This window comes from Pseudomonas sp. dw_612 (assembly GCF_018449725.1).
Classification (GTDB): Bacteria; Pseudomonadota; Gammaproteobacteria; order Pseudomonadales; family Pseudomonadaceae; genus Aquipseudomonas.
Genome location: NZ_JAAVVC010000004.1, coordinates 300,306 through 317,911 on the forward strand (window position 1 = coordinate 300,306; position 17,606 = coordinate 317,911).

Below are 17,606 nucleotides of genomic sequence, written 5' to 3' on the forward strand. Positions count from 1 at the left end.
CAACCTCAATGTCCCATGGCAAAGGCAATCGGCGCCGTACGCGCCAATCCGCCCCGGCACTTCAAGACCCGCAACTGCGCAGGCCGGGCGTCGATGGCTATGCGCAGGGCGGCCGGCGAAGGATTGACCGTCTCGGCCAGCGAGCGATAGGCAAACGCCAGGGTCGAGCCGGTTTCCGCCGCCACCTGCAAGCGTCGCAATGCGCGGTCATCGGCCTTGTGCGGCCAACACAGCACCGCGCCGCAACTGCCCGAACGCAGGCATTGTTCCGCCGCCCACAACGCATCGCGTTCGCTGGCCTGGATGATCGACAACTGGCGCAGATCGACCCCGGCGTTCTGCCAGGCCTGGGGATACGGCACGTACGGCGGCGCGATCAGCACGATACGCTCGCCCGCCGCCGACAGCCGCGCCAGGGCCGGCCACACCAGTTGCAATTCGCCGACGCCCTGCCCGGCCAGGAGGATTTCGCTCAGCGCCGCTTCCGGCCAGCCCCCGGTGGGCAACGCCGCATCCAGCGCGGCATGCCCGGTGGGTTGCGGGCTGACGGCCGGGGGCGCAGGCCGGCCCTTCCAGACCTGGCCGCCATTGAACAGCGTATCCAACGCAACGACGGCGCCCATCACCCTTGCCTCACCAGACCGCAAAACACCCCTTCGATGGCCAGGTCCTGATCGGCTTCGACAATGATCGGCTTATAGGCCGGGTTACGCGGCAGCAGCCGCACGGTATCGCCGACCCGTTCGAAACGCTTGATGGTGACTTCGCCGTCGAGCCGCGCCACCACGATCTGGCCGTTGAGTGCCTCGGGGTTGCGGTGCACGCCCACCAGGTCGCCGTCGAGAATACCGTCCTCGATCATCGAATCGCCCTGGACCCGCAGCAGGTAGTCCGGCACCCGGGAGAAGATCGACGGGTCGAACAGCAAACGGCTGTGCACCTCGGCATCCGCACCAATCGGCGCGCCCGCCGCCACCCGGCCGAGTACTGGAATATCCAGCAACTCGAGCCGCGCCGGTTGCCCGAGCAAGCGAATGCCCCGGGCCTGATGCGGGTTGACCTCGATAAAACCGGCTTCGGTCAGCGCCAGCACATGCTTGCGCGCCACGCTGCGGGAGGCGAAACCAAACGCCTCGCTGATTTCAGCGAGGCTCGGGGACTGACCGTGCTCCGCGATTCGATCACGGATAAAAGTCAGGATGGCGGTACGGCGGGGAGTGAGAGTCGTCATGGAGTACATTTGTACTCTTTTGGCGTTTTTCTGGCAACAACCGTCAATCCGGTAAACGCTGTGTAGGCACCGCGTAGGAGCTGTGTAGGAGCTGACGAGTGAAACGAGGCTGCGATCTTTTGATCTTAAAAAATCAAAATCAAAAGATCGCAGCCTCGTTTCACTCGTCAGCCCCTACAGGGAATCCAAGTCAGGCCAAAAAGATCGCAGTCACGTACAGGGAATCCAGGCCAGACCAAAAGATCGCAGTCACGTACGGAGAAACCAAGTCAGTGACGAGCGCAGCCATCACCCAATCCACGGGCCGCCAGAAACTCTGCGATGTAATCGATAAACGCCACGACCTTGGCCGTGGCCCGCCGATGGCTCGGGTACACCGCCAGAATGTGCGCACCGAAGCTGTCCGGGTCGATGTCGTAGTCGGCCATCAGCCGCACCAGCCGTCCGTCGGCGATGTACGGCGCGGCGCTCCACAATGGCGTGTGCAGCAAACCGCGTCCGGCCAGGGCATTGGCCAGCAGCAAATCGTAATTGTCGCTGCGCAGCCGTGGCGACCGGGGTTGCGGCAGGCTCAGGCGCTGGCCATCGCGCTCGGCCCACCAGAATTCGCGGCTGAGCAACGGATGGCGATACAACAGCCATTCGTGCTGATCGAGGGTTTGCGGCGTCACCGGCAAGCCCTTGCGCGCCAGATAGGCCGGACTGCCGCACAACGCCAGGCGATTGCTGCCGACGACCCGGGCAATCAGCCCCGGCAAGTCGTCATGCCCCTCGCGCAGGGCCAGATCGTAGCCGCTTTCCAGCAGATTGACGAACTCGTCGCACAAATCCACTTGCAGGTTGATCTGCGGGTATTGCTCCAGGAAACCACCGCACACCTGATCAAGAAACGCCTGCCCATACGCCAGCGGCGCAGTGATTTTCAGGCTGCCGCGCAGGCCATGTTGCATCTGCTCGACTTCCTCGCCGGCCTCCTCAAGTCGCTGCAACACCTGACGTGCGGTTTCCAGATACAGCCGCCCGACTTCCGTCAGCAAAATCCGTCGGGTGCTGCGCTCGAATAATCGTGCGCCGAGTTCGGCTTCGAGGTGATTGACCGCTTTGGTCAGCGCCGACGGGGTCTTGCCCAGTTGCTCGGCGGCGCGACTGAAACTGCCCAGTTGCGCGGTGACCACGAACATTTTCAATGCACCCAACTTGTCCATGCTTTTTCCATTCCGGCAAAAACGTTTTTCGTGAGGCAGGCGTTCTGCTGAGTGCAGGCAGCCACTAATCTGGCCATCAGACGCAATAACAAGGAAACATTCAATGAAAAGATTCATCCCGAATCTGTTGATAGCCGCTGTTAGTTTTGCCTCGATGGAAGCCATGGCCGCCACCGATCTGGTGCTGCTCAATGGCAAGATTTTCACCGCCGACCGCGCCCAACCGAAGGTGCAGGCCCTGGCGGTAGAAAACGGCAAGGTGCTGAAAGTCGGCACGGATGCGCAGATCAAAGCCTTGATCGAGTCCGGCACCCGTGTCGTCGACCTCGGCGGCAAAACCCTGATGCCCGGCCTGATCGACAGCCATTCCCATGCGATTTTCGGTGGCCTGGAAATGGTCTCGGCCAATATGGAAGACGAGGTGGTCAGCCTCGACGAACTGGAAAAACGCCTGCGCGGCTGGCGTGACGACGGCAAGGCCAAACATGGCGATGTGTTGAGCGTGGCCGGCATGAGCTCGGCGTATTGGGCACAAGCCGAAGCCTTGGGTAAAACATTCAACAGCGGCGAATGGGCCAAGGTGCCCGTGGTGTTCACCGGCAGCGACCACCACACCGCGTGGGCCAACAACGTGATGCTGGAACGCGCGGGCATTGATACCGCGCTGCTGAAAAGCTTGCCGGATGCAGAGAAAGACACGATCGGCAAACGCGCCGATGGCACACCCAACGGTTTTCTGGTGGACGCGGGTTGGGACCGGGTCGCCTCGAAAATGCCGGTGCCGAGCGCCGCCGACATGCTCAAAGCCGCGCAATCCGCCGTGCGCTACAACAACAGCCTCGGCATCACCGCGTGGATGGACCCGGCCGCCAATGCCGCACCCGGCGAGCCGGTCTTCGCCCTCAAGCCCACGGAAAAAACCGTCGGTGTGTTGCCGGCCTATAAAGCGTTGTCCGAGAGTGGCGACATGACGGTACACGTCGCCGCACTGCTGGTGGCCAATCCGAAAAGTGTACCGGCCGATCTCGATACCCTGGACAAGGTCCGCCAGCAGTTCCAGGGCATCCCGAACCTGACCTTGCCCGGGATCAAGATCTTCGCCGATGGCGTGATCGAGTTTCCGGCCCAGAGCGCGGCGATGATCGATCCATACACCAACTCGCACAAACCGGGCGAGTTGCTGATCGATCCCAAGCATTTCGGCGAACTGGTCAGCGCCATCGACAAACGCGGCTGGCTGGTGCATATCCACGCCATCGGCGACCGCGCGGTGCGTGAATCCCTGAACGGCATCGAGCAGGCGCGCAAGGATCGCCAGAGCGGCGTGACCCATTCGATCACGCACCTGCAAATGGTCAACCCGAAGGAATTTGCGCGATTCAAACCGCTGAACGTGATCGCCTCCATGCAACTGCTGTGGGCCAGCGCCGACGATTACACCACGGATATGATCAAGCCCTACGTCAGCGCCCTGGCCTTCCGATATCAATACCCGGCGCACTCGCTGCTGAAACAGGGCGCGACCATTGCTGGCGCCAGTGACTGGCCGGTGTCTTCGCCCAATCCATTCAACGCCATGGCCCAGGCCATCACCCGCGTCGGCCCGTTGGGCGTGCTGAATGCCGATGAACGTCTGGACCGGGAAACGATGTTCTACGCCTACACCCTGAATGCCGCGCGCACCATCGGGCTGGAGCAGCAGATCGGTTCGCTGAGCCCCGGCAAGCAGGCGGATTTCATCGTGCTGGATCGCGATGTGTTCAAGGTCGATAACAAAGCGCTGCACGACACCCAAGTGCTGCAAACCTGGTTTGCCGGTCGTCAGGTCTACGCCCCTACCCTATAAAAAACCCTTTGCTGCCCGCCCCGCGCCCGTCGTCGGGGTGCGGCGCAGCCTTGTCCGAAATCTGCCCAAAACAATCAAAACAAAGGCATTCACCCATGAAAGCTTTCACCCTGTTCGCCCTCGGTTCCTTGAGCGTGCTGCCGTTGAGCAGCCAGGCCATCCCCTTGAATGACGATTTCAACGTGCTGGTGGATTTGACCCTGGCCAGCGATTACCGCACGCGTGGCATCTCGCAAACCCAGAACGACCCTGCCGTGCAGGCCGGCGTTACCTTGGCCCATAGCAGTGGTTTGTATGCGGGGGTCTGGAGTTCGAACGTCGATTTCGGCGGCGGCCTGAAGACCCGGCAGGAAATCGACTATTACGCCGGTTGGCTCTGGCAGGCGACCGATGCCGTGAGCCTGGACCTCGGTTACCTGAAATACGCCTACCCCAAGGAAGGCCAGTTCAATCAGAGCGAGACCTATGGGATTCTCAGCGTTTACGGGGTGAAACTCGGGGCCTATTACTCGGCGGATGCGCCGGGGATCGACAGCAAACAGAGTTCGCTCTACACCTACGTCGGCTACGAAACCGAATTGCCTTATGGGCTGGGCCTGAAACTGCGCTACGGTGAAATGGATTTCAAGGAACCGCACTTGTACGCGTCCAACGGCCACGCAGAGGATGCGTACCACGAATGGGAAGTAAAACTGAGCCACGAACTGGCCGGGGTGATGCTGGGGTTGAGCTACATCGATACCGACCTTTCTCAAAGCCAGTGCGCGAGCAACTGGGGGTTTGATGATGTGTGCACCGCTACGGTAGTGGCGAGCATCAGCAAATCCTTCTGACCCCCACAGATCCATTCAACATCCCAATTGACTGACCCACCGCTTTCGCGAGCAAGCCCGCTCCCACATGTTGATCTCGGGCACCCACAAATCCCGTGCACGGCGCAAATCCCCTGTGGGAGCGGGCTTGCTCGCGAAGGCAATTTCACATTCAACATCGATATTGACTGACCCGCCGCTTTCGCGAGCAAGCCCGCTCCCACATGTTGATCTCGGGCATCCACAAATCCTGTGCACGGCGCAAATCCCTTGTAGGAGCAAGGCTTGCCCGCGAAGACGGTGTGTCAGGTACGCCGCCTTCGCGGGCAAGCCTCGCTCCTACGGGGTTTGAGGCAATCCGCAGAGGTAGGGCCACGGGTAGATGCCGCGCTCGTGGCCGTCGCTGAAGATCAGTTGCAGGCCGTAGCCTTGGGGATTCAACTCGACTACGCGGATGCGCGAATCCACCTTCACCGTCAGCCCTTGCAGCCGAAACGCCCGGCATTGCGAGCACGGGCATTGGCGGCGCAATTCGGCGTGATCGAGCAATTGCTCGCGACCATCCGGCCAGCTCAGCCGCAGTTGTTGTTTGCTCTGGGAATTACCGACGGCGAGCGGGTTCATTGCAGTTGACTCAGGGCGATGCGCACGGCTTTGCGCACTTCCGGGTCACCGTCATCTTGCGCGGCTTGCAGGGCGGCCACTGCGTCTCGGTCATTCAATTCACCGAGGGCCAGGGCCGCTTCCTTGCGCAGGTTGCTGATGCGGTGGCCGAGGGTTTCGATCAGTGCTTCCAGGGCCGGGGCATAGCGCAAGCGGCCGAGGCTGCGGGTGGCGCGGAGGCGCACTTGCCAGTAGTCATCGCTCAGGGCTTCGACCAGCGCCGGGCCGGCATCGCTGTGACCGACCTTGCCCAGCGTGGTCGCGGCTTCTTCGCGCACTTGCCAGGCGTGGTCTTGCAAGGCCTGGCGCAGGGCCGGCAACACTTGAATGTCGGATGCCAGGCCAAGAGCGCCGGTGGCGGCGCGGCGGACTTCGGTGTCCGGGTCGTCGCTGGCCAGTCGGGCTAACGCAGGCAAAGCGTCGAGTTGTTTGAGCCAGCCGAGCACGCCAACGGCTTCGCGGCGAACGCTGGCGTCTTCGTCCTTCAGCGCCACCAATGCCGCGTCAGCCGCATCGGGAAAACGCAACTCGCGCAAGGCCCTGAACGCCGCCACCCGCACGCTGATATCGGCATGCCCGGTCCACGGCAAAATCACCCGGCCCGCCGCTTCGCTTTTCAGCAGACTCAAACTTTGCGCGGCGGCGGATTGCACAGCCAAGGATGGATCGGTCAGCGCCTGACACAGCGCCTCGACCACAGGCTCATCCTCCCAGGCTTCCAGCAGGCGCGCGGCTTCGGCGCGAACTTCTTCGGTCGGGTCTTGCGCCAGGCGATTGACCAGCCACAGCAAACCTTCCGGTTCTTCAAGGTCAGCCAGTTCGATCAGGGCAATGCGGCGCACGCCGGGGTCTTCGTCGGTCAGGCGCGGTTGCAGGGCCAGGATGTCGTCGTTTTCGGTTGTATCGAATAGAGAGGTCATAGGGCAAATCGCGGCAGTTTGTTTTCTAGGGGAAGTCCGAGGGGGTTCAGGCGCGGTAATTGCCGACCGTCCTCGTGACGCAGCAACTCGAGGCAGTGACGCTTCAAGCGGGAAAATTCGTGGCTGGTGACCAGTTCCGTGGTGCGCGGTCGAGGGAAATCCAGCCGCAGGTCTTCGATGATCCGGCCGGGCCGCGAACTCATCACCAACAGGCGATCGGCGAGGAACAGCGCCTCGTCGATGTCATGGGTGACGAACACCACGGTGGTGCGAATCCGCGTCCAGATGTCCAGCAGCAGTTCCTGCATGTTCAGGCGGGTCAGCGCATCGAGGGCGCCGAACGGTTCGTCCATCAGCAACAGACGTGGGCGGTTGATCAGCACCCGGGCGATTTCGACCCGTTGTTGCATGCCGCCGGAGAGCTGGTCCGGCCAACGCTCGGCGAAGCCTTCGAGGCCCACCAGGGCGAGGATTTCATCGGCGGCCTGGTGGCGTTCGGTCTTGCCGATGCCGCGCATTTTCAGGCCGAACGCGACGTTGTCGCGCACCGTACGCCAAGGAAACAGCGTGTGATGCTGGAACACCATGCCCCGTTGCGGTGACGGTCCCGAAACCGGTGCGCCATCGACGTTCAGGGTGCCAATACGCGGTTGCAGATGCCCGGCCAAGGCACCGAGCAAGGTGGATTTACCGCAGCCGGACGGCCCGAGAATGCACACGAACTGCCCGGGTTCGATCTGGCAATCGAGGCTCTGGACGGCTTCAAACGCGGCATTACCCTCCCCCAGGCTGATCGACAAACCGCGAATATCGATGTGCCCTTCCGGGTGTTGAAAAACGCTCATCAGGCTTTTCCTTTCGGTCGATGCCAAGGCGTGAACAACCCACCAAGGCGTTTGATCAGCAGGCTGCTGCCCATTCCCAGGACGCCGATCAGCAACATGCCGACAACGATGTCGGCGTAGTTCTGGATGGTGTAGGACTCCCAGGTGTAATAACCGATGCCGTACTGGCCGGAGATCATTTCGGCGGTGACCAGGCAGAACCACGAGGTGCCCATGCCGATGGCGAGGCCGGTGATGATGCTTGGTGCGGCGCCGGACAGGATCACTTCCAGCAGGATTGCGCGGCGCCCTGCTCCGAGGCTTCTGGCCGAGGCGATCAAGCGTGGGTCGACGCCTTCGACGCCGTGGATGGTGTTGAGCAGGATTGGGAATAGCGCGCCGGTGAAGGTGATGAAGACCATCGACAGTTCTGACGACGGGAACATCAGGATCGCCAGGGGAATCCATGCCACGGCGGGGATCGGTCGCAGGACTTCCAACGGTGGCAGCAACAAATCTTCGGCCCACTTCGAACGGCCGATGGCCAGGCCCAGGGCGATGCCGATGACCAACGCCGCGAGGTAACCGGCGAAGACCCGGCTGAGACTGCTGCCCAGGTGCTGAGCGAGTTTGCCGGAGTCGCCGAGGCCCAAGGCTGCCTGGATGACGGCCAGTGGAGTCGGGACGTTGGCGAAAGTCACCAGGCCGAGGTTCCAGTGCCCACTTGCGGCGAGTTGCCAGAACAGCAGGCAGAACAGCAGTGAGGCGACTCGGGGGAGCCAGCGTGAATATGGTCTGGACATACATAACTTCCAATTGGCGAACACATCGCCCTGTAGGAGCTGCCGAAGGCTGCGATCTTTTGATCTTGATCTTTTCAGTGCTGATGAAGATCACAAGCAAGATCAAAAGATCGCAGCCTCGTTTCACTCGACAGCTCCTACAGGTAACAGGTGTCAGGGCTCTTTAACGAACCGCAACGGCCTGTGTAGTGGCATCGGTGAAGTCGAACACCTTGCCGCCCTGGGCCGTGGCGAATTGTTGGGCCTGGCCTTTGAGCAGGAAGGCACTGAGCCGCCCTTTCGCATCGCTGGCAAACCACGCCTGATCCGCCAGTAACTTGATCCCGCTGTCACTCGCCTGGGCATACACCGCGCGGATGTTTTTGCCTTCGGCCTTCAACCCGGCCAACGCGGTGAACGCTGACTCCGCCGATGCGTACTGCCGGACTTTCGGCTCGCCGCGCACCCAAATCTCCGCCACATGGCTGACATCGGTGATGGCTTTGCCGCTGACCGCATCCACCGTATTGAGCGGTGTCTGCCCGTAGTTGGCCAGTTGCGCGGTGTAGTCCAGGTTCGAGGCCTTGAATGCGGCGCGGATGTATTGGTCGTCGATGAAGGTGTTGAGATCCAAACCACGATCAGCCTTCTTCAACAACTTGAGGGTATCGATGGCGGTGCCGACGGCTTGGCGGTATTCCGGTTTCCAGCTCAGGTCACGGGTTTGCACGCCCAGCGGACCGTGGAACAGGTAATTCACCTCGGCATCGACCCCGGTCACCTTGGCGATCAACTCGCTGTATTTCTCCGGTTCGGCGGCCAGCAACTGATTGGCCTCGATGCTCGCCCGCAGGTAAGCCACGACGATTTCCGGGTACTTCTTCGCGTACGCCTGATCCACCAGCGCACCATGGAACGTCGGCGCGTTGGCCTGGGCGCCGTCATAAATCTTGCGCGCGAAACCCCGGCTCGGGAACAGCTCGGCGAACGGCACGAAGTCGGCGTGGGCGTCGATTTTGCCGGCCTGCAATGCGGAACCGGCAACTTCCGGCGGCTGAGCAATGATGTTTACATCCTTCAACGGATCCCAGCCTTGAGCCGCCACCGCACGCAACAACATGCCATGGGCGGTCGAAGCGAACGGCACGGAAATGGTCTTGCCTTTCAGCTCAGCCAACGACTGCACGCCGGATGCGCTCGGCACCACGATGCCGTTGCCGCTGCCCTTGATGCTGCCCGACAGCACACTGATAAACAGGCTGTGCTTGCCGGCGGTTTCGAACGCCACGCCGTTGAACGCGCCGGGGAAATCGGCCATGGCGCCGAAATCGAGTTTTCCGGCGACCATCTCGTTGGTCAGGGGCGCGCCACTGGTGAAGTTCTTCCACTCCACGTCATATTTCGCGTCTTTGTACTGGCCGTCGTGGGGCAGATATTTGTCCAGCAGACCGAGTTCACGGATCAACAAACCACCGGCGGCGCAGTTGATGGTGGTGTCCTGGGTGCCGATGGCAATGCGGATGGTTTCGGCCGAGGCCGACAGGGTGAATGAGGCCAGTACCAGACCGGCTAACGCTGCACGCAACATGGGTGTATCCCCTCGAATCATTTATTGGATGTTCGTCTCCGCCACGATCAGGGCGTGGTGGGAAACGAGGGGTGTTTTGAAACTGGCGTCCGGGGGTGGCCGGATGGCTTTTTTGTTGTCTGGGCTGGCCTCTTCGCAAAACTTGTGGCGGGTCTCGATCCCTTGTGGGAGCGGGCTTGCTCGCGAAGGCGTCCTGTCTGTCAATGGAGATGCAAGCTGTGCCGGCCTCTTCGCGAGCAAGCCCGCTCCCACACTGGCTTGCATTTCAACGGAGCAAATAAGGGATTTCGACTTTCACCGCCCCGGTCGGGCAGTCCTTTTCGCACGGCATGCAGTACCAGCATTCGTCGAACGCCATGTAGGCCTTTTGCGTGGCCGGGTTGATCGCCAGCAGGTCCATCGGGCAGACGTCGACGCACACGGTGCAGCCTTTGTGAGCAATGCAAAGTTCCTCGTCGACCGTGACCGGCGCGTTGGAGCGGAAGAAGATTTCCTGGGGTTGATAGGCCATTTCACGGTTCTCTCTTTTTTAATACTCAGGCCGCAAACGCGCCGACCCGCAGCCGGTCGTAGGCCTGCATTTCTTCGGCGTCGAGCGGGATGATGTAGGGCTCGACGGCTTTCTTGAAACTGGTCATCTGGCCGTCGTCGCCCTTCTTCAGGTGGCAGTGGCAGAACCAGTCGCTGTCGTTGCGTTGCGGGTGATCGACCCGATAGTGGTAAAGCCCCCAGCGACTTTCGGCGCGGAACAACGAAGCCCGGGCGGCCATTTCGGCGCAGTCGCGGATCATGCTGACTTCCATCGCTCGCATCAGCTCGTGAGGGTTGTGGGCCTTGATCTGATCGAGGTCGCGCTGGATATCGCTGAAGCGTTGCAGGCCGATTTGCATCTTTTTGGTCACTTTCGGCGGTTGCAGGTAGTCGTTCACGAAACGTCGCAACTTGTATTCGACTTGCGCGGGCGGCAGGCCGTGTTCGCGGTCCAGAGGTGCATAAACCCGAGCTTTTTCAGTTTCGATCTGTTGAGTATCCACCGTCGAAAACTCGCGCCCGGCCACAAAATCCGCCGCATTGGTGCCGGCAAACCAGCCGTAGGTGAACGCGCCAAGCATGTAGTTATGCGGCACCGCCGCCATGTCCCCCGCCGAGTACAAGCCCTTCACCGACGTCTCGGCCCGTTCGTTGACCCACACGCCCGACGCCGAATGCCCGCTGCAAAATCCGATCTCCGAGATGTGCATCTCGACCATCTGCGTGCGGTAATCGGTGCCGCGATTGGCGTGGAACTGGCCGCGACTCGGGCGTTCGTTGCTGTGCAGGATCTCTTCGATGTTCTGGATGGTTTCCTCGGCCAGGTGGTCGAGTTTGAGGAACACCGGGCCGTTGCCGCTTTCGAGTTCCTGGTGGAACTCCCACATCATCTGGCCGCTCCAGTAGTCGCACTCGATAAAACGCTCGCCCTTGTTGTTCGCGGTGTAGCCACCCAGCGGGCCAGTGACGTAGGCGCAGGCCGGGCCGTTGTAATCCTTGATCAGCGGGTTGATCTGGAAGCATTCGAGGTTCGCCAGTTCCGCCCCGGCGTGATACGCCATGGCATAACCGTCGCCCGCGTTGGTCGGGTTTTCGTAGGTGCCCATCAAGTAGCCCGAGGACGGCAAGCCCAGGCGCCCGGCGGCACCGCAGGCGAGGATCACCGCTTTGGCCTTGATCACATGAAAGTCGGCGGTGCGGCAATCGAAGCCCATCAGGCCGTTGACCGCGCCCTCTTCGTCCGTTAGTAAACGGGTGCACACCACGCGATTGGTGATGCTGACCCGCGCCCGTTTCAACTGGCGATACAGGACTTTTTTGATGTCGTGCCCTTCCGGCATCGGCAGCACGTAGGCGCCCATGTGGTGAACTTTTTTCACCGCGTAGTCGCCGGTTTCGTCCTTCTCGAACTTCACGCCCCAGCGGTCGAGTTGCTCGATGGTTTCGAAGCTGTGGGTCGCGTAGGCATACACCGCGGCCTGGTTGACGATGCCGTCGTTGGCGATGGTGATTTCCTTGGTGTATTGCTCCGGCGTCGAGTGGCCGGGAATGATCGCGTTGTTCAGGCCATCCATGCCCATGCTGATCGCGCCGCTGCGCTTGACGTTGGCCTTGTCGATCAACAACACGCGCAAATCACGGTTGCGTTCCTTGGCCTTGATCGCCGCCATTGGCCCGGCAGTGCCGCCGCCGATCACGACGATGTCGTATTCCTGTTCCAGAGTGCTTCTTGTTACAGAGGCGTGACTCATGCCTGATCCCCTTTTTGCCGATCGATCCGCAAGCGGTACTGGAAGGCATCGCCACGGTAGTAAAGGTGTTCGAAGTCCACAGGCTGGCCATCGGCGTCGTGGGTCAGGCGCTCGATACGCATGATCGGCGAGCCGGGTTCCACGTTCAGCGCCTGGGTCAGGTCGCTGTCGGCCAGCACCGCGTCGATGGCCAGGTCGGCGTGGCCGAGGGCGAGGCCGCAGTCGTTTTCGAGGATGAGGAAGATGTCGCGGGTCACCAGGTCGGCTTTTTCCAGCCGCTCGCCGATGGCTTTGGGCAGGTAGGTGATTTCCAGGGAAATCGGCTCGCGGTTGATCAGCCGGACGCGTTTGATCTGCGCCACGGTTTCGCCTTCGGCGACTTGCAAGCGCTCGGCGACCAGTTTGTCGGCGGCGATGAATTTGAAACTGCGCAGGCGGTTGATCACCTCGTAGCCACGACCGGCCATGGACTCGGCCAGGCCTTGCAGGGTACTGACGTTCTGGAAGGTTTTCGGCTTGGCGACGAAGGTGCCCTTGCCGTGGATCTTGAAGATCAGCCCTTCTTTTTGCAGGTCGCCCAAGGCTTGGCGTACGGTGATGCGGCTGACTTTGAACAACGCGCCGAGTTCGCTTTCGGAGGGCATCTGGCTGTCTTGCGGGTATTCACCGTCGAGAATCCGGGCACGCAACACGTCGCGGAGCTGGGTGTGCAACGGGACGCTGCTGAGGGATAGAACGTTATCGGTCATCGGAGATCACTTGTTATAACGAGTTATGACGTGATCTTAGAGAGGCGATGCGGGGGTTGAGAAATACTGTTTAGGCATAAGGTTAGATTCGCGGTGCCATCCCCTGTGGAAGCGAGCCTGCTCGCGAATGCGGAGTGTCAGCCAACATCATTGCTGAAGGTGCCGACGCCTTCGCGAGCAGGCTCGCTCCCTCAGGGGGTCTGGGCTGGGCGCAGTATTTGTGTCTGGCAGCGATCCAGTGTGGGAGCGGGCTTGCTCGCGAAAGCGGAGTGTCAGTCAACATCAATGCTGGCTGACACACAGCATTCGCGAGCAAGCCCGCTCCCACAGGTTCAGGTGCGCTTGAGAATCTGGTCCATCACCCAATCGGTCTTCAACGCCTCTTGCGCCACCGCCGGATGCTGCGCTTCACCCCGGATATGCGCGTTCATGCCCAGCACGTGGTGCCACTGGATGTGCTCGTGATGGTCGATGTGCAGACTGAGGGTTTCCTCGGCTTCGAGCACCACGGGATGCTCATCGAACACCGAAAAACTGATCCGCCCTTTACTGCCAATCACCTCGACCCGATCCTCACGCCGGTCCGCCACGAAGTTCCAGCAGCCCATGCCCAATGCCCCAGAGGCAAAGCGCCAACTGGCACTGACCGCATCTTCCGCCGCATACAACCCGGCCTGCTGCGCGGTGAAACCGGCGACTTCGACGACGTCACCCAGCAGGTATTGAAACAGGTCAAAACCATGGCTGGCCAAATCGGCAAAGTAGCCGCCGCCAGCTATCGCCGGGTCAGTGCGCCAGTTATCCGTCCCCCCCAAATCCGCTGGGGAAGGCGCCTTGGTCAGGGTCCAGGTCAGGTGCCGCACCTCGCCGATCTGCCCCTCCGCCAGCCATTGCCGCACTTGCTGGAAGCGCGGCAGCGAACGTCGGTAGTAGGAAACGAACAGGTGCAGCCCGGCCTCGGCGAAGACCTTTTGCATCTCACGGCTTTGCCCGGCATTCAGCGACATCGGTTTTTCGACGCAGCAATGTTTGCCGGCAGCCGCCACCAACAGGGCGTAAGCGTGGTGACTGTCGGGTGGCGTGGCGATGTACACCGCGTCCACCTCGGGGTCGTTGACCAGCGATTCGGCATCGGTGTAGAACCGGGCGATGCCGTGGCGCGCGGCATAGTCAGTCACCGCCTCCAACCGTCGCCCCATCACCGCCACCAGCGCCGAGCCCGGCGCCTTGTAGAAGGCCGGTCCGCTCTTGCGTTCGGTGACATCCCCACAACCAATCATGCCCCAGCGCACCACGCTCATATTCACTCCTTGATGGGTTTAGCCAATACGCAATGCGCGCAGGTCCAGATGACCGTCCTTCAGTGGCGGACACCAGTAATAGCCGCCAGTGATCGGCCGGCTCATGCGATACAAACCATCGGTAATGCCGTCTTCCAGACCGCTCATGCGCCGCAGTTGCGCTTCGAACGCGTCGAGGGAAAAGCCGAATGCGAGGAACATCAGGCCGGCGCGATCACCTTCGATCCACGGCATCGAGCGACGTACCACAAAGGCTTCAGGAGCGAAGCTTTCCTGGGCGGTGCGTTTGACGTGGGCGGAGATCGGCGCGTCGTCGAGTTCTTCGTTGTCGCTCAAACGACGGCCCATGATGTTGTCCTTTTCATGGGACGGCATGGCGTTGAAGCCTTTCAAATCATGCTGCCACTGCTGGATCGCGGCGAAGCTGCCACCGACCGTGCCGTCAGCGCCCGCGCCCACCAACGCGGCGGCCACGGCAGCTTCGTCGTGAGGGTTTTCGGTGCCATCTTCGTAGCCGGTCAGGTCGTGGCCGGTGAGGTGGCGGAAGGTTTCATTCATCTGCACCAGGCGAAACGCCGGGGCCAGTGCGGCTTCGATGGCGGTGCTGCGATTGAGCAACTCACCGCGATCCACGCCGTGCAACCAGCACCACAGTGCGTGTTGGGTCGACGGATTGTCGACGCCGACGCCGGTCATGGCCGGGAACGCCCGCAGGCCTTCGATCTGACCGTGCAGGGCCTTGACCAGGGATTCACCGAAACCGACCACCGCCGACTGCCCGTCCACCAGCTGCATCAACTTGTCGAGCGCGGCCGGCAGCGTAGCGGCGGATTCGAGGGCGAAGAACATATGACGGGCTTGAGGCGGAACAGGGGTGGCGAGAATGCCCGGCTGGTAATAACTCATATGAACTCCTTAGGAAAGAAGCGCGGAGTTTAACCGTTGCAGGAGGTTCAGGGGTAAGGAAACAGGCAATGCAAAGGGTTGAACGCGGTCCATTGTGGGAGCGAGCTTGCTCGCGATGACGGTGGGTCAGTCAACATCTGCGCTGAATGAAACACCGCCATCGCGAGCAAGCTCGCTCCCACAGGGTCCGGTGTTCACACGTTCGAAGAGGAAATGTTCGGGCTATCATTACGAAACGCCGTCGGGCTCATCCCGGTCCAGCGCTTGAACGCCCGGCGAAAGCTGCGCACATCGCTGTAGCCGACTTCTTCGGTGATCCGCTCAATCGACATTTCAGGGTTGGCCAACAAACTCAACGTCCGCGCCTGGCGCACCTGCTCCAGCAAGGTTTCGAACGTCAGGGCATGCTCAGTCAGGCGCCGGCGCAAGGTACGGCTGCTCATGTTCAGGTCGCCGGCAATTTTTTCGATGTGGCTGCCCCGCGTCAAATCCCGGGCAATCGCCCGCTCCACGGCTTGAATCAGGTCGATTTTCTGGTGAACCTGCGCCGCTTCCAGCTCCAACAACTTGACCGCCTGACGCAACGCCAGCGAATGGTGATTGGGCAGTCGCACGTCCAGCCAATGCGCGGCGATCACCATGCGGTTTTGCAGGCAACCGAAACGCACGTCCGGCCCCAGCAATCGCTCGTATTCGGCAACGTAATCCGGCGCGGCGTGGACGAATTCCACGGCCATCGGCTTGAAATCGGCCCCGACCAACGCCCGGCCATACACCAACAGGCTGGCGAAAAACTCCTCCACCCCGAACAACTGCACATCGGCGAATGGCAAGCGGCATTCGATATCGACAAACACTCGATCCCCCGCCTCTTCCACGCTCGACACCACAATGCCGCCGGAGGTGTGCTGATGGCGGATGCCCAGTTCGAACGCATCGCGCAGGGTCTTGCACAGCGACAACACATGCCCGAGCAAACCGAGGGTGCCGAGCACGTTCTGTGCGCCAACCCACAAACCGAGCCCGCGATTGGGCAAAACCTTGAGGGCACGCTGGATCATCGCCACGGCTTGTCGATAGGAAATGCGCTGCGCCGGGTCCTGCAGATCTTCCAGGGTAAAGCCCAGCCCACGGCACAGGCTCTCGGGATTGACCCCGTTGAGTTCGGCGACTTCGGCCAGTGTTTGCAGGAGGAATGGCGAGACGAGCGCCAGTTCGTAGGTAGGATCGACGACTTTCATTTGCATGGGGCAGGACATCCCGGATCAAGCTGAATTCTTATTTTTGTTACCGGTTATGTCGAAAGAAGTTAGCACAGGGTTTGGCGGCTGTCCGCAGAAGTCCCCCTATGTGGCCGCCAATACCCTGCCCGGCCAGGCCCGAACCGCTTATTTCTATGCAACGGCCGGCGGTTGGCCCCTAACAATAATAATGAGCACACACATGAACCCGACCCGCACAAGATTCTGCTTGCGACTGGCCGTCAGCCTGGCCGGCGTCTGCGCCGTTCATTTACCGGCCCTGGCCACCGAAACCGGCGTGGACAATATCGGCACCGGCACCGATGGTTTCTTCATGCTGCCGCTGGAGGTCGACAGCCTTCCGGACAACATGGTGGCGTTCAACATCTACTACAACCACTACAAAGCCACAAAATTCAACATCAGCTCCCTCGGCGGCAAAGTGCCGAAGGTCGAAATCGAATCCACCGCCGTGATCCCGCGCCTGGATTACCTGAGCCCGGTGCGCGTTTTCGGCGGGCGGTTGGCCGGATACATCGCGCAACCCTGGCTCAAGCAGGAAATCTCGGTATTCGGCTTGCAGGACACCCGCGAAGGCATGGGCGACACCACCATTGCGCCGATCATTCTGTGGGACATGGGCAAGAACCTGACCCTCGGCGCCGCCGTGGAAGTCACCGTGCCCACCGGCGAATACAGCACCGATCGCCTGGCCAACACCAGCAACAATTTCTACACCTACAAGCCGCTGTTCTCCTTCACCTGGTTGCCGACGGAGCGCACCGAGGTGTCGATGAAGACGACGTACAGCTTCAACGAGAAAAACAAGGACACCGATTACAAATCGGGGCAGATTTTCCACTTCGATTATTCCGCCAGCTACAAGATCACCGACGACCTGATGCTCGGCATCAACGGCTACTACCTCAAGCAAACCACCGACGACAAACAGTTCGGCCGCACCGTGCAATTCAACGGCGAAGACGTCAACGACGGCGTGCGCGGCCAGGTCTTCGCCATCGGCCCGGCGCTGCACTGGACCTTCCTCAAATACGCCAGCGCCGAAATCCGCTGGGCCAAGGAGTTCGACGTGGAAAACCGCCCGGAAGGCGAAATGCTCTGGGCGAAGGTCAGCATTCCGTATGCGTTTTGACTGATAGACCCCCATCAACCTGTGGGAGCGAGCCTGCTCGCGAATGCGGTTTCACATTCAACATCGGTGACTGATCTACCGCTTTCGCGAGCGGCCTCGCTCC

Annotated in this window: 17 protein-coding genes; 3 read left to right on the forward strand and 14 right to left on the reverse strand. The window is 61.1% G+C overall.

Translation table 11 applies throughout. The annotated features are described in order from the left end of the window. Positions 1-5 precede the first annotated feature (5 nt). The 3 genes from imuA to HB680_RS08960 form a co-directional block, all read right to left on the reverse strand. Positions 6-623, reverse strand: coding sequence for a translesion DNA synthesis-associated protein ImuA (gene imuA / locus HB680_RS08950; RefSeq protein ID WP_213938137.1), 618 nt, complete (start codon positions 621-623; stop codon positions 6-8). Continuing rightward, positions 623-1,240 (reverse strand): transcriptional repressor LexA, encoded by a 618-nt coding sequence (lexA, locus tag HB680_RS08955; RefSeq protein ID WP_213938138.1) that lies wholly within the window; start codon positions 1,238-1,240, stop codon positions 623-625. The genes imuA and lexA overlap by 1 nt, the downstream gene beginning before the upstream one ends. A gap of 260 nt (positions 1,241-1,500) precedes the next feature. Then, complete coding sequence (locus HB680_RS08960; RefSeq protein WP_213938139.1) at positions 1,501-2,436, reverse strand: LysR family transcriptional regulator; 936 nt, start codon at positions 2,434-2,436, stop codon at positions 1,501-1,503. Positions 2,437-2,539: 103 nt separating this feature from the next. Here HB680_RS08960 and HB680_RS08965 point away from each other — a divergent pair, with 103 nt between their 5' ends. Both HB680_RS08965 and HB680_RS08970 read left to right on the forward strand, forming a co-directional pair. Next, entirely contained in the window at positions 2,540-4,282 is a 1,743-nt protein-coding gene (locus HB680_RS08965) for an amidohydrolase (RefSeq protein ID WP_213938140.1), read from the forward strand. 95 nt (positions 4,283-4,377) lie between these two features. Beyond that, a complete protein-coding gene (locus HB680_RS08970) occupies positions 4,378-5,115 on the forward strand; it encodes a TorF family putative porin (protein WP_213938141.1) in 738 nt (245 codons plus the stop codon). 318 nt (positions 5,116-5,433) lie between these two features. Here the strand turns inward: HB680_RS08970 and HB680_RS08975 are convergent, their stop codons facing one another. From HB680_RS08975 to HB680_RS09025, 11 genes are all read right to left on the reverse strand, one after another. Beyond that, entirely contained in the window at positions 5,434-5,718 is a 285-nt protein-coding gene (locus tag HB680_RS08975) for a DUF971 domain-containing protein (RefSeq protein ID WP_213938142.1), read from the reverse strand. Beyond that, positions 5,715-6,677 carry a HEAT repeat domain-containing protein gene (locus HB680_RS08980; RefSeq protein WP_213938143.1) on the reverse strand — a complete coding sequence of 321 codons (963 nt, stop codon included), beginning with the start codon at positions 6,675-6,677 and terminating at the stop codon, positions 5,715-5,717. The genes HB680_RS08975 and HB680_RS08980 overlap by 4 nt, the downstream gene beginning before the upstream one ends. After that, a complete protein-coding gene (locus HB680_RS08985) occupies positions 6,674-7,522 on the reverse strand; it encodes an ABC transporter ATP-binding protein (RefSeq protein ID WP_213938144.1) in 849 nt (282 codons plus the stop codon). Before HB680_RS08985 ends, HB680_RS08980 begins: the two co-directional genes overlap by 4 nt. Continuing rightward, on the reverse strand, positions 7,522-8,304 hold the full coding sequence (locus tag HB680_RS08990) for an ABC transporter permease (RefSeq protein WP_213938145.1): 783 nt from the start codon (positions 8,302-8,304) through the stop codon (positions 7,522-7,524). The genes HB680_RS08985 and HB680_RS08990 overlap by 1 nt, the downstream gene beginning before the upstream one ends. Before the next feature lie 163 nt (positions 8,305-8,467). Continuing rightward, a complete protein-coding gene (locus HB680_RS08995; RefSeq protein WP_213938146.1) occupies positions 8,468-9,871 on the reverse strand; it encodes an ABC transporter substrate-binding protein in 1,404 nt (467 codons plus the stop codon). 265 nt (positions 9,872-10,136) lie between these two features. After that, positions 10,137-10,382 carry a ferredoxin family protein gene (locus tag HB680_RS09000; protein ID WP_130905700.1) on the reverse strand — a complete coding sequence of 82 codons (246 nt, stop codon included), beginning with the start codon at positions 10,380-10,382 and terminating at the stop codon, positions 10,137-10,139. Positions 10,383-10,407: 25 nt separating this feature from the next. Next, complete coding sequence (locus tag HB680_RS09005; protein ID WP_213938147.1) at positions 10,408-12,153, reverse strand: fumarate reductase/succinate dehydrogenase flavoprotein subunit; 1,746 nt, start codon at positions 12,151-12,153, stop codon at positions 10,408-10,410. Further along, on the reverse strand, positions 12,150-12,902 hold the full coding sequence (locus HB680_RS09010) for a GntR family transcriptional regulator (protein ID WP_213938148.1): 753 nt from the start codon (positions 12,900-12,902) through the stop codon (positions 12,150-12,152). Before HB680_RS09010 ends, HB680_RS09005 begins: the two co-directional genes overlap by 4 nt. Positions 12,903-13,234: 332 nt before the next feature. Further along, entirely contained in the window at positions 13,235-14,203 is a 969-nt protein-coding gene (locus HB680_RS09015) for a Gfo/Idh/MocA family oxidoreductase (RefSeq protein ID WP_213938149.1), read from the reverse strand. 18 nt (positions 14,204-14,221) lie between these two features. Next, positions 14,222-15,109 carry a Dyp-type peroxidase gene (locus tag HB680_RS09020; RefSeq protein ID WP_213938150.1) on the reverse strand — a complete coding sequence of 296 codons (888 nt, stop codon included), beginning with the start codon at positions 15,107-15,109 and terminating at the stop codon, positions 14,222-14,224. Between the two features lie 194 nt (positions 15,110-15,303). Further along, complete coding sequence (locus tag HB680_RS09025; protein WP_213938151.1) at positions 15,304-16,356, reverse strand: AraC family transcriptional regulator; 1,053 nt, start codon at positions 16,354-16,356, stop codon at positions 15,304-15,306. Between the two features lie 196 nt (positions 16,357-16,552). On the opposite strand from HB680_RS09025, the gene HB680_RS09030 reads away from it, so the two are divergent. After that, a complete protein-coding gene (locus HB680_RS09030; RefSeq protein WP_213938152.1) occupies positions 16,553-17,503 on the forward strand; it encodes a transporter in 951 nt (316 codons plus the stop codon). Positions 17,504-17,606 lie beyond the last annotated feature (103 nt).

Excerpts from the sequence above, each read along its gene's own strand:
- imuA (WP_213938137.1), bottom strand. The coding sequence starts at position 623 with ATGGGCGCCGTCGTTGCGTTGGATACGCTGTTCAATGGCGGCCAGGTC.
- lexA (WP_213938138.1), bottom strand. The coding sequence starts at position 1,240 with ATGTACTCCATGACGACTCTCACTCCCCGCCGTACCGCCATCCTGACT.
- HB680_RS08960 (WP_213938139.1), bottom strand. The coding sequence starts at position 2,436 with ATGGACAAGTTGGGTGCATTGAAAATGTTCGTGGTCACCGCGCAACTG.
- HB680_RS08965 (WP_213938140.1), top strand. The coding sequence starts at position 2,540 with ATGAAAAGATTCATCCCGAATCTGTTGATAGCCGCTGTTAGTTTTGCC.
- HB680_RS08970 (WP_213938141.1), top strand. The coding sequence starts at position 4,378 with ATGAAAGCTTTCACCCTGTTCGCCCTCGGTTCCTTGAGCGTGCTGCCG.
- HB680_RS08975 (WP_213938142.1), bottom strand. The coding sequence starts at position 5,718 with ATGAACCCGCTCGCCGTCGGTAATTCCCAGAGCAAACAACAACTGCGG.
- HB680_RS08980 (WP_213938143.1), bottom strand. The coding sequence starts at position 6,677 with ATGACCTCTCTATTCGATACAACCGAAAACGACGACATCCTGGCCCTG.
- HB680_RS08985 (WP_213938144.1), bottom strand. The coding sequence starts at position 7,522 with ATGAGCGTTTTTCAACACCCGGAAGGGCACATCGATATTCGCGGTTTG.
- HB680_RS08990 (WP_213938145.1), bottom strand. The coding sequence starts at position 8,304 with ATGTCCAGACCATATTCACGCTGGCTCCCCCGAGTCGCCTCACTGCTG.
- HB680_RS08995 (WP_213938146.1), bottom strand. The coding sequence starts at position 9,871 with ATGTTGCGTGCAGCGTTAGCCGGTCTGGTACTGGCCTCATTCACCCTG.
- HB680_RS09000 (WP_130905700.1), bottom strand. The coding sequence starts at position 10,382 with ATGGCCTATCAACCCCAGGAAATCTTCTTCCGCTCCAACGCGCCGGTC.
- HB680_RS09005 (WP_213938147.1), bottom strand. The coding sequence starts at position 12,153 with ATGAGTCACGCCTCTGTAACAAGAAGCACTCTGGAACAGGAATACGAC.
- HB680_RS09010 (WP_213938148.1), bottom strand. The coding sequence starts at position 12,902 with ATGACCGATAACGTTCTATCCCTCAGCAGCGTCCCGTTGCACACCCAG.
- HB680_RS09015 (WP_213938149.1), bottom strand. The coding sequence starts at position 14,203 with ATGAGCGTGGTGCGCTGGGGCATGATTGGTTGTGGGGATGTCACCGAA.
- HB680_RS09020 (WP_213938150.1), bottom strand. The coding sequence starts at position 15,109 with ATGAGTTATTACCAGCCGGGCATTCTCGCCACCCCTGTTCCGCCTCAA.
- HB680_RS09025 (WP_213938151.1), bottom strand. The coding sequence starts at position 16,356 with ATGCAAATGAAAGTCGTCGATCCTACCTACGAACTGGCGCTCGTCTCG.
- HB680_RS09030 (WP_213938152.1), top strand. The coding sequence starts at position 16,553 with ATGAACCCGACCCGCACAAGATTCTGCTTGCGACTGGCCGTCAGCCTG.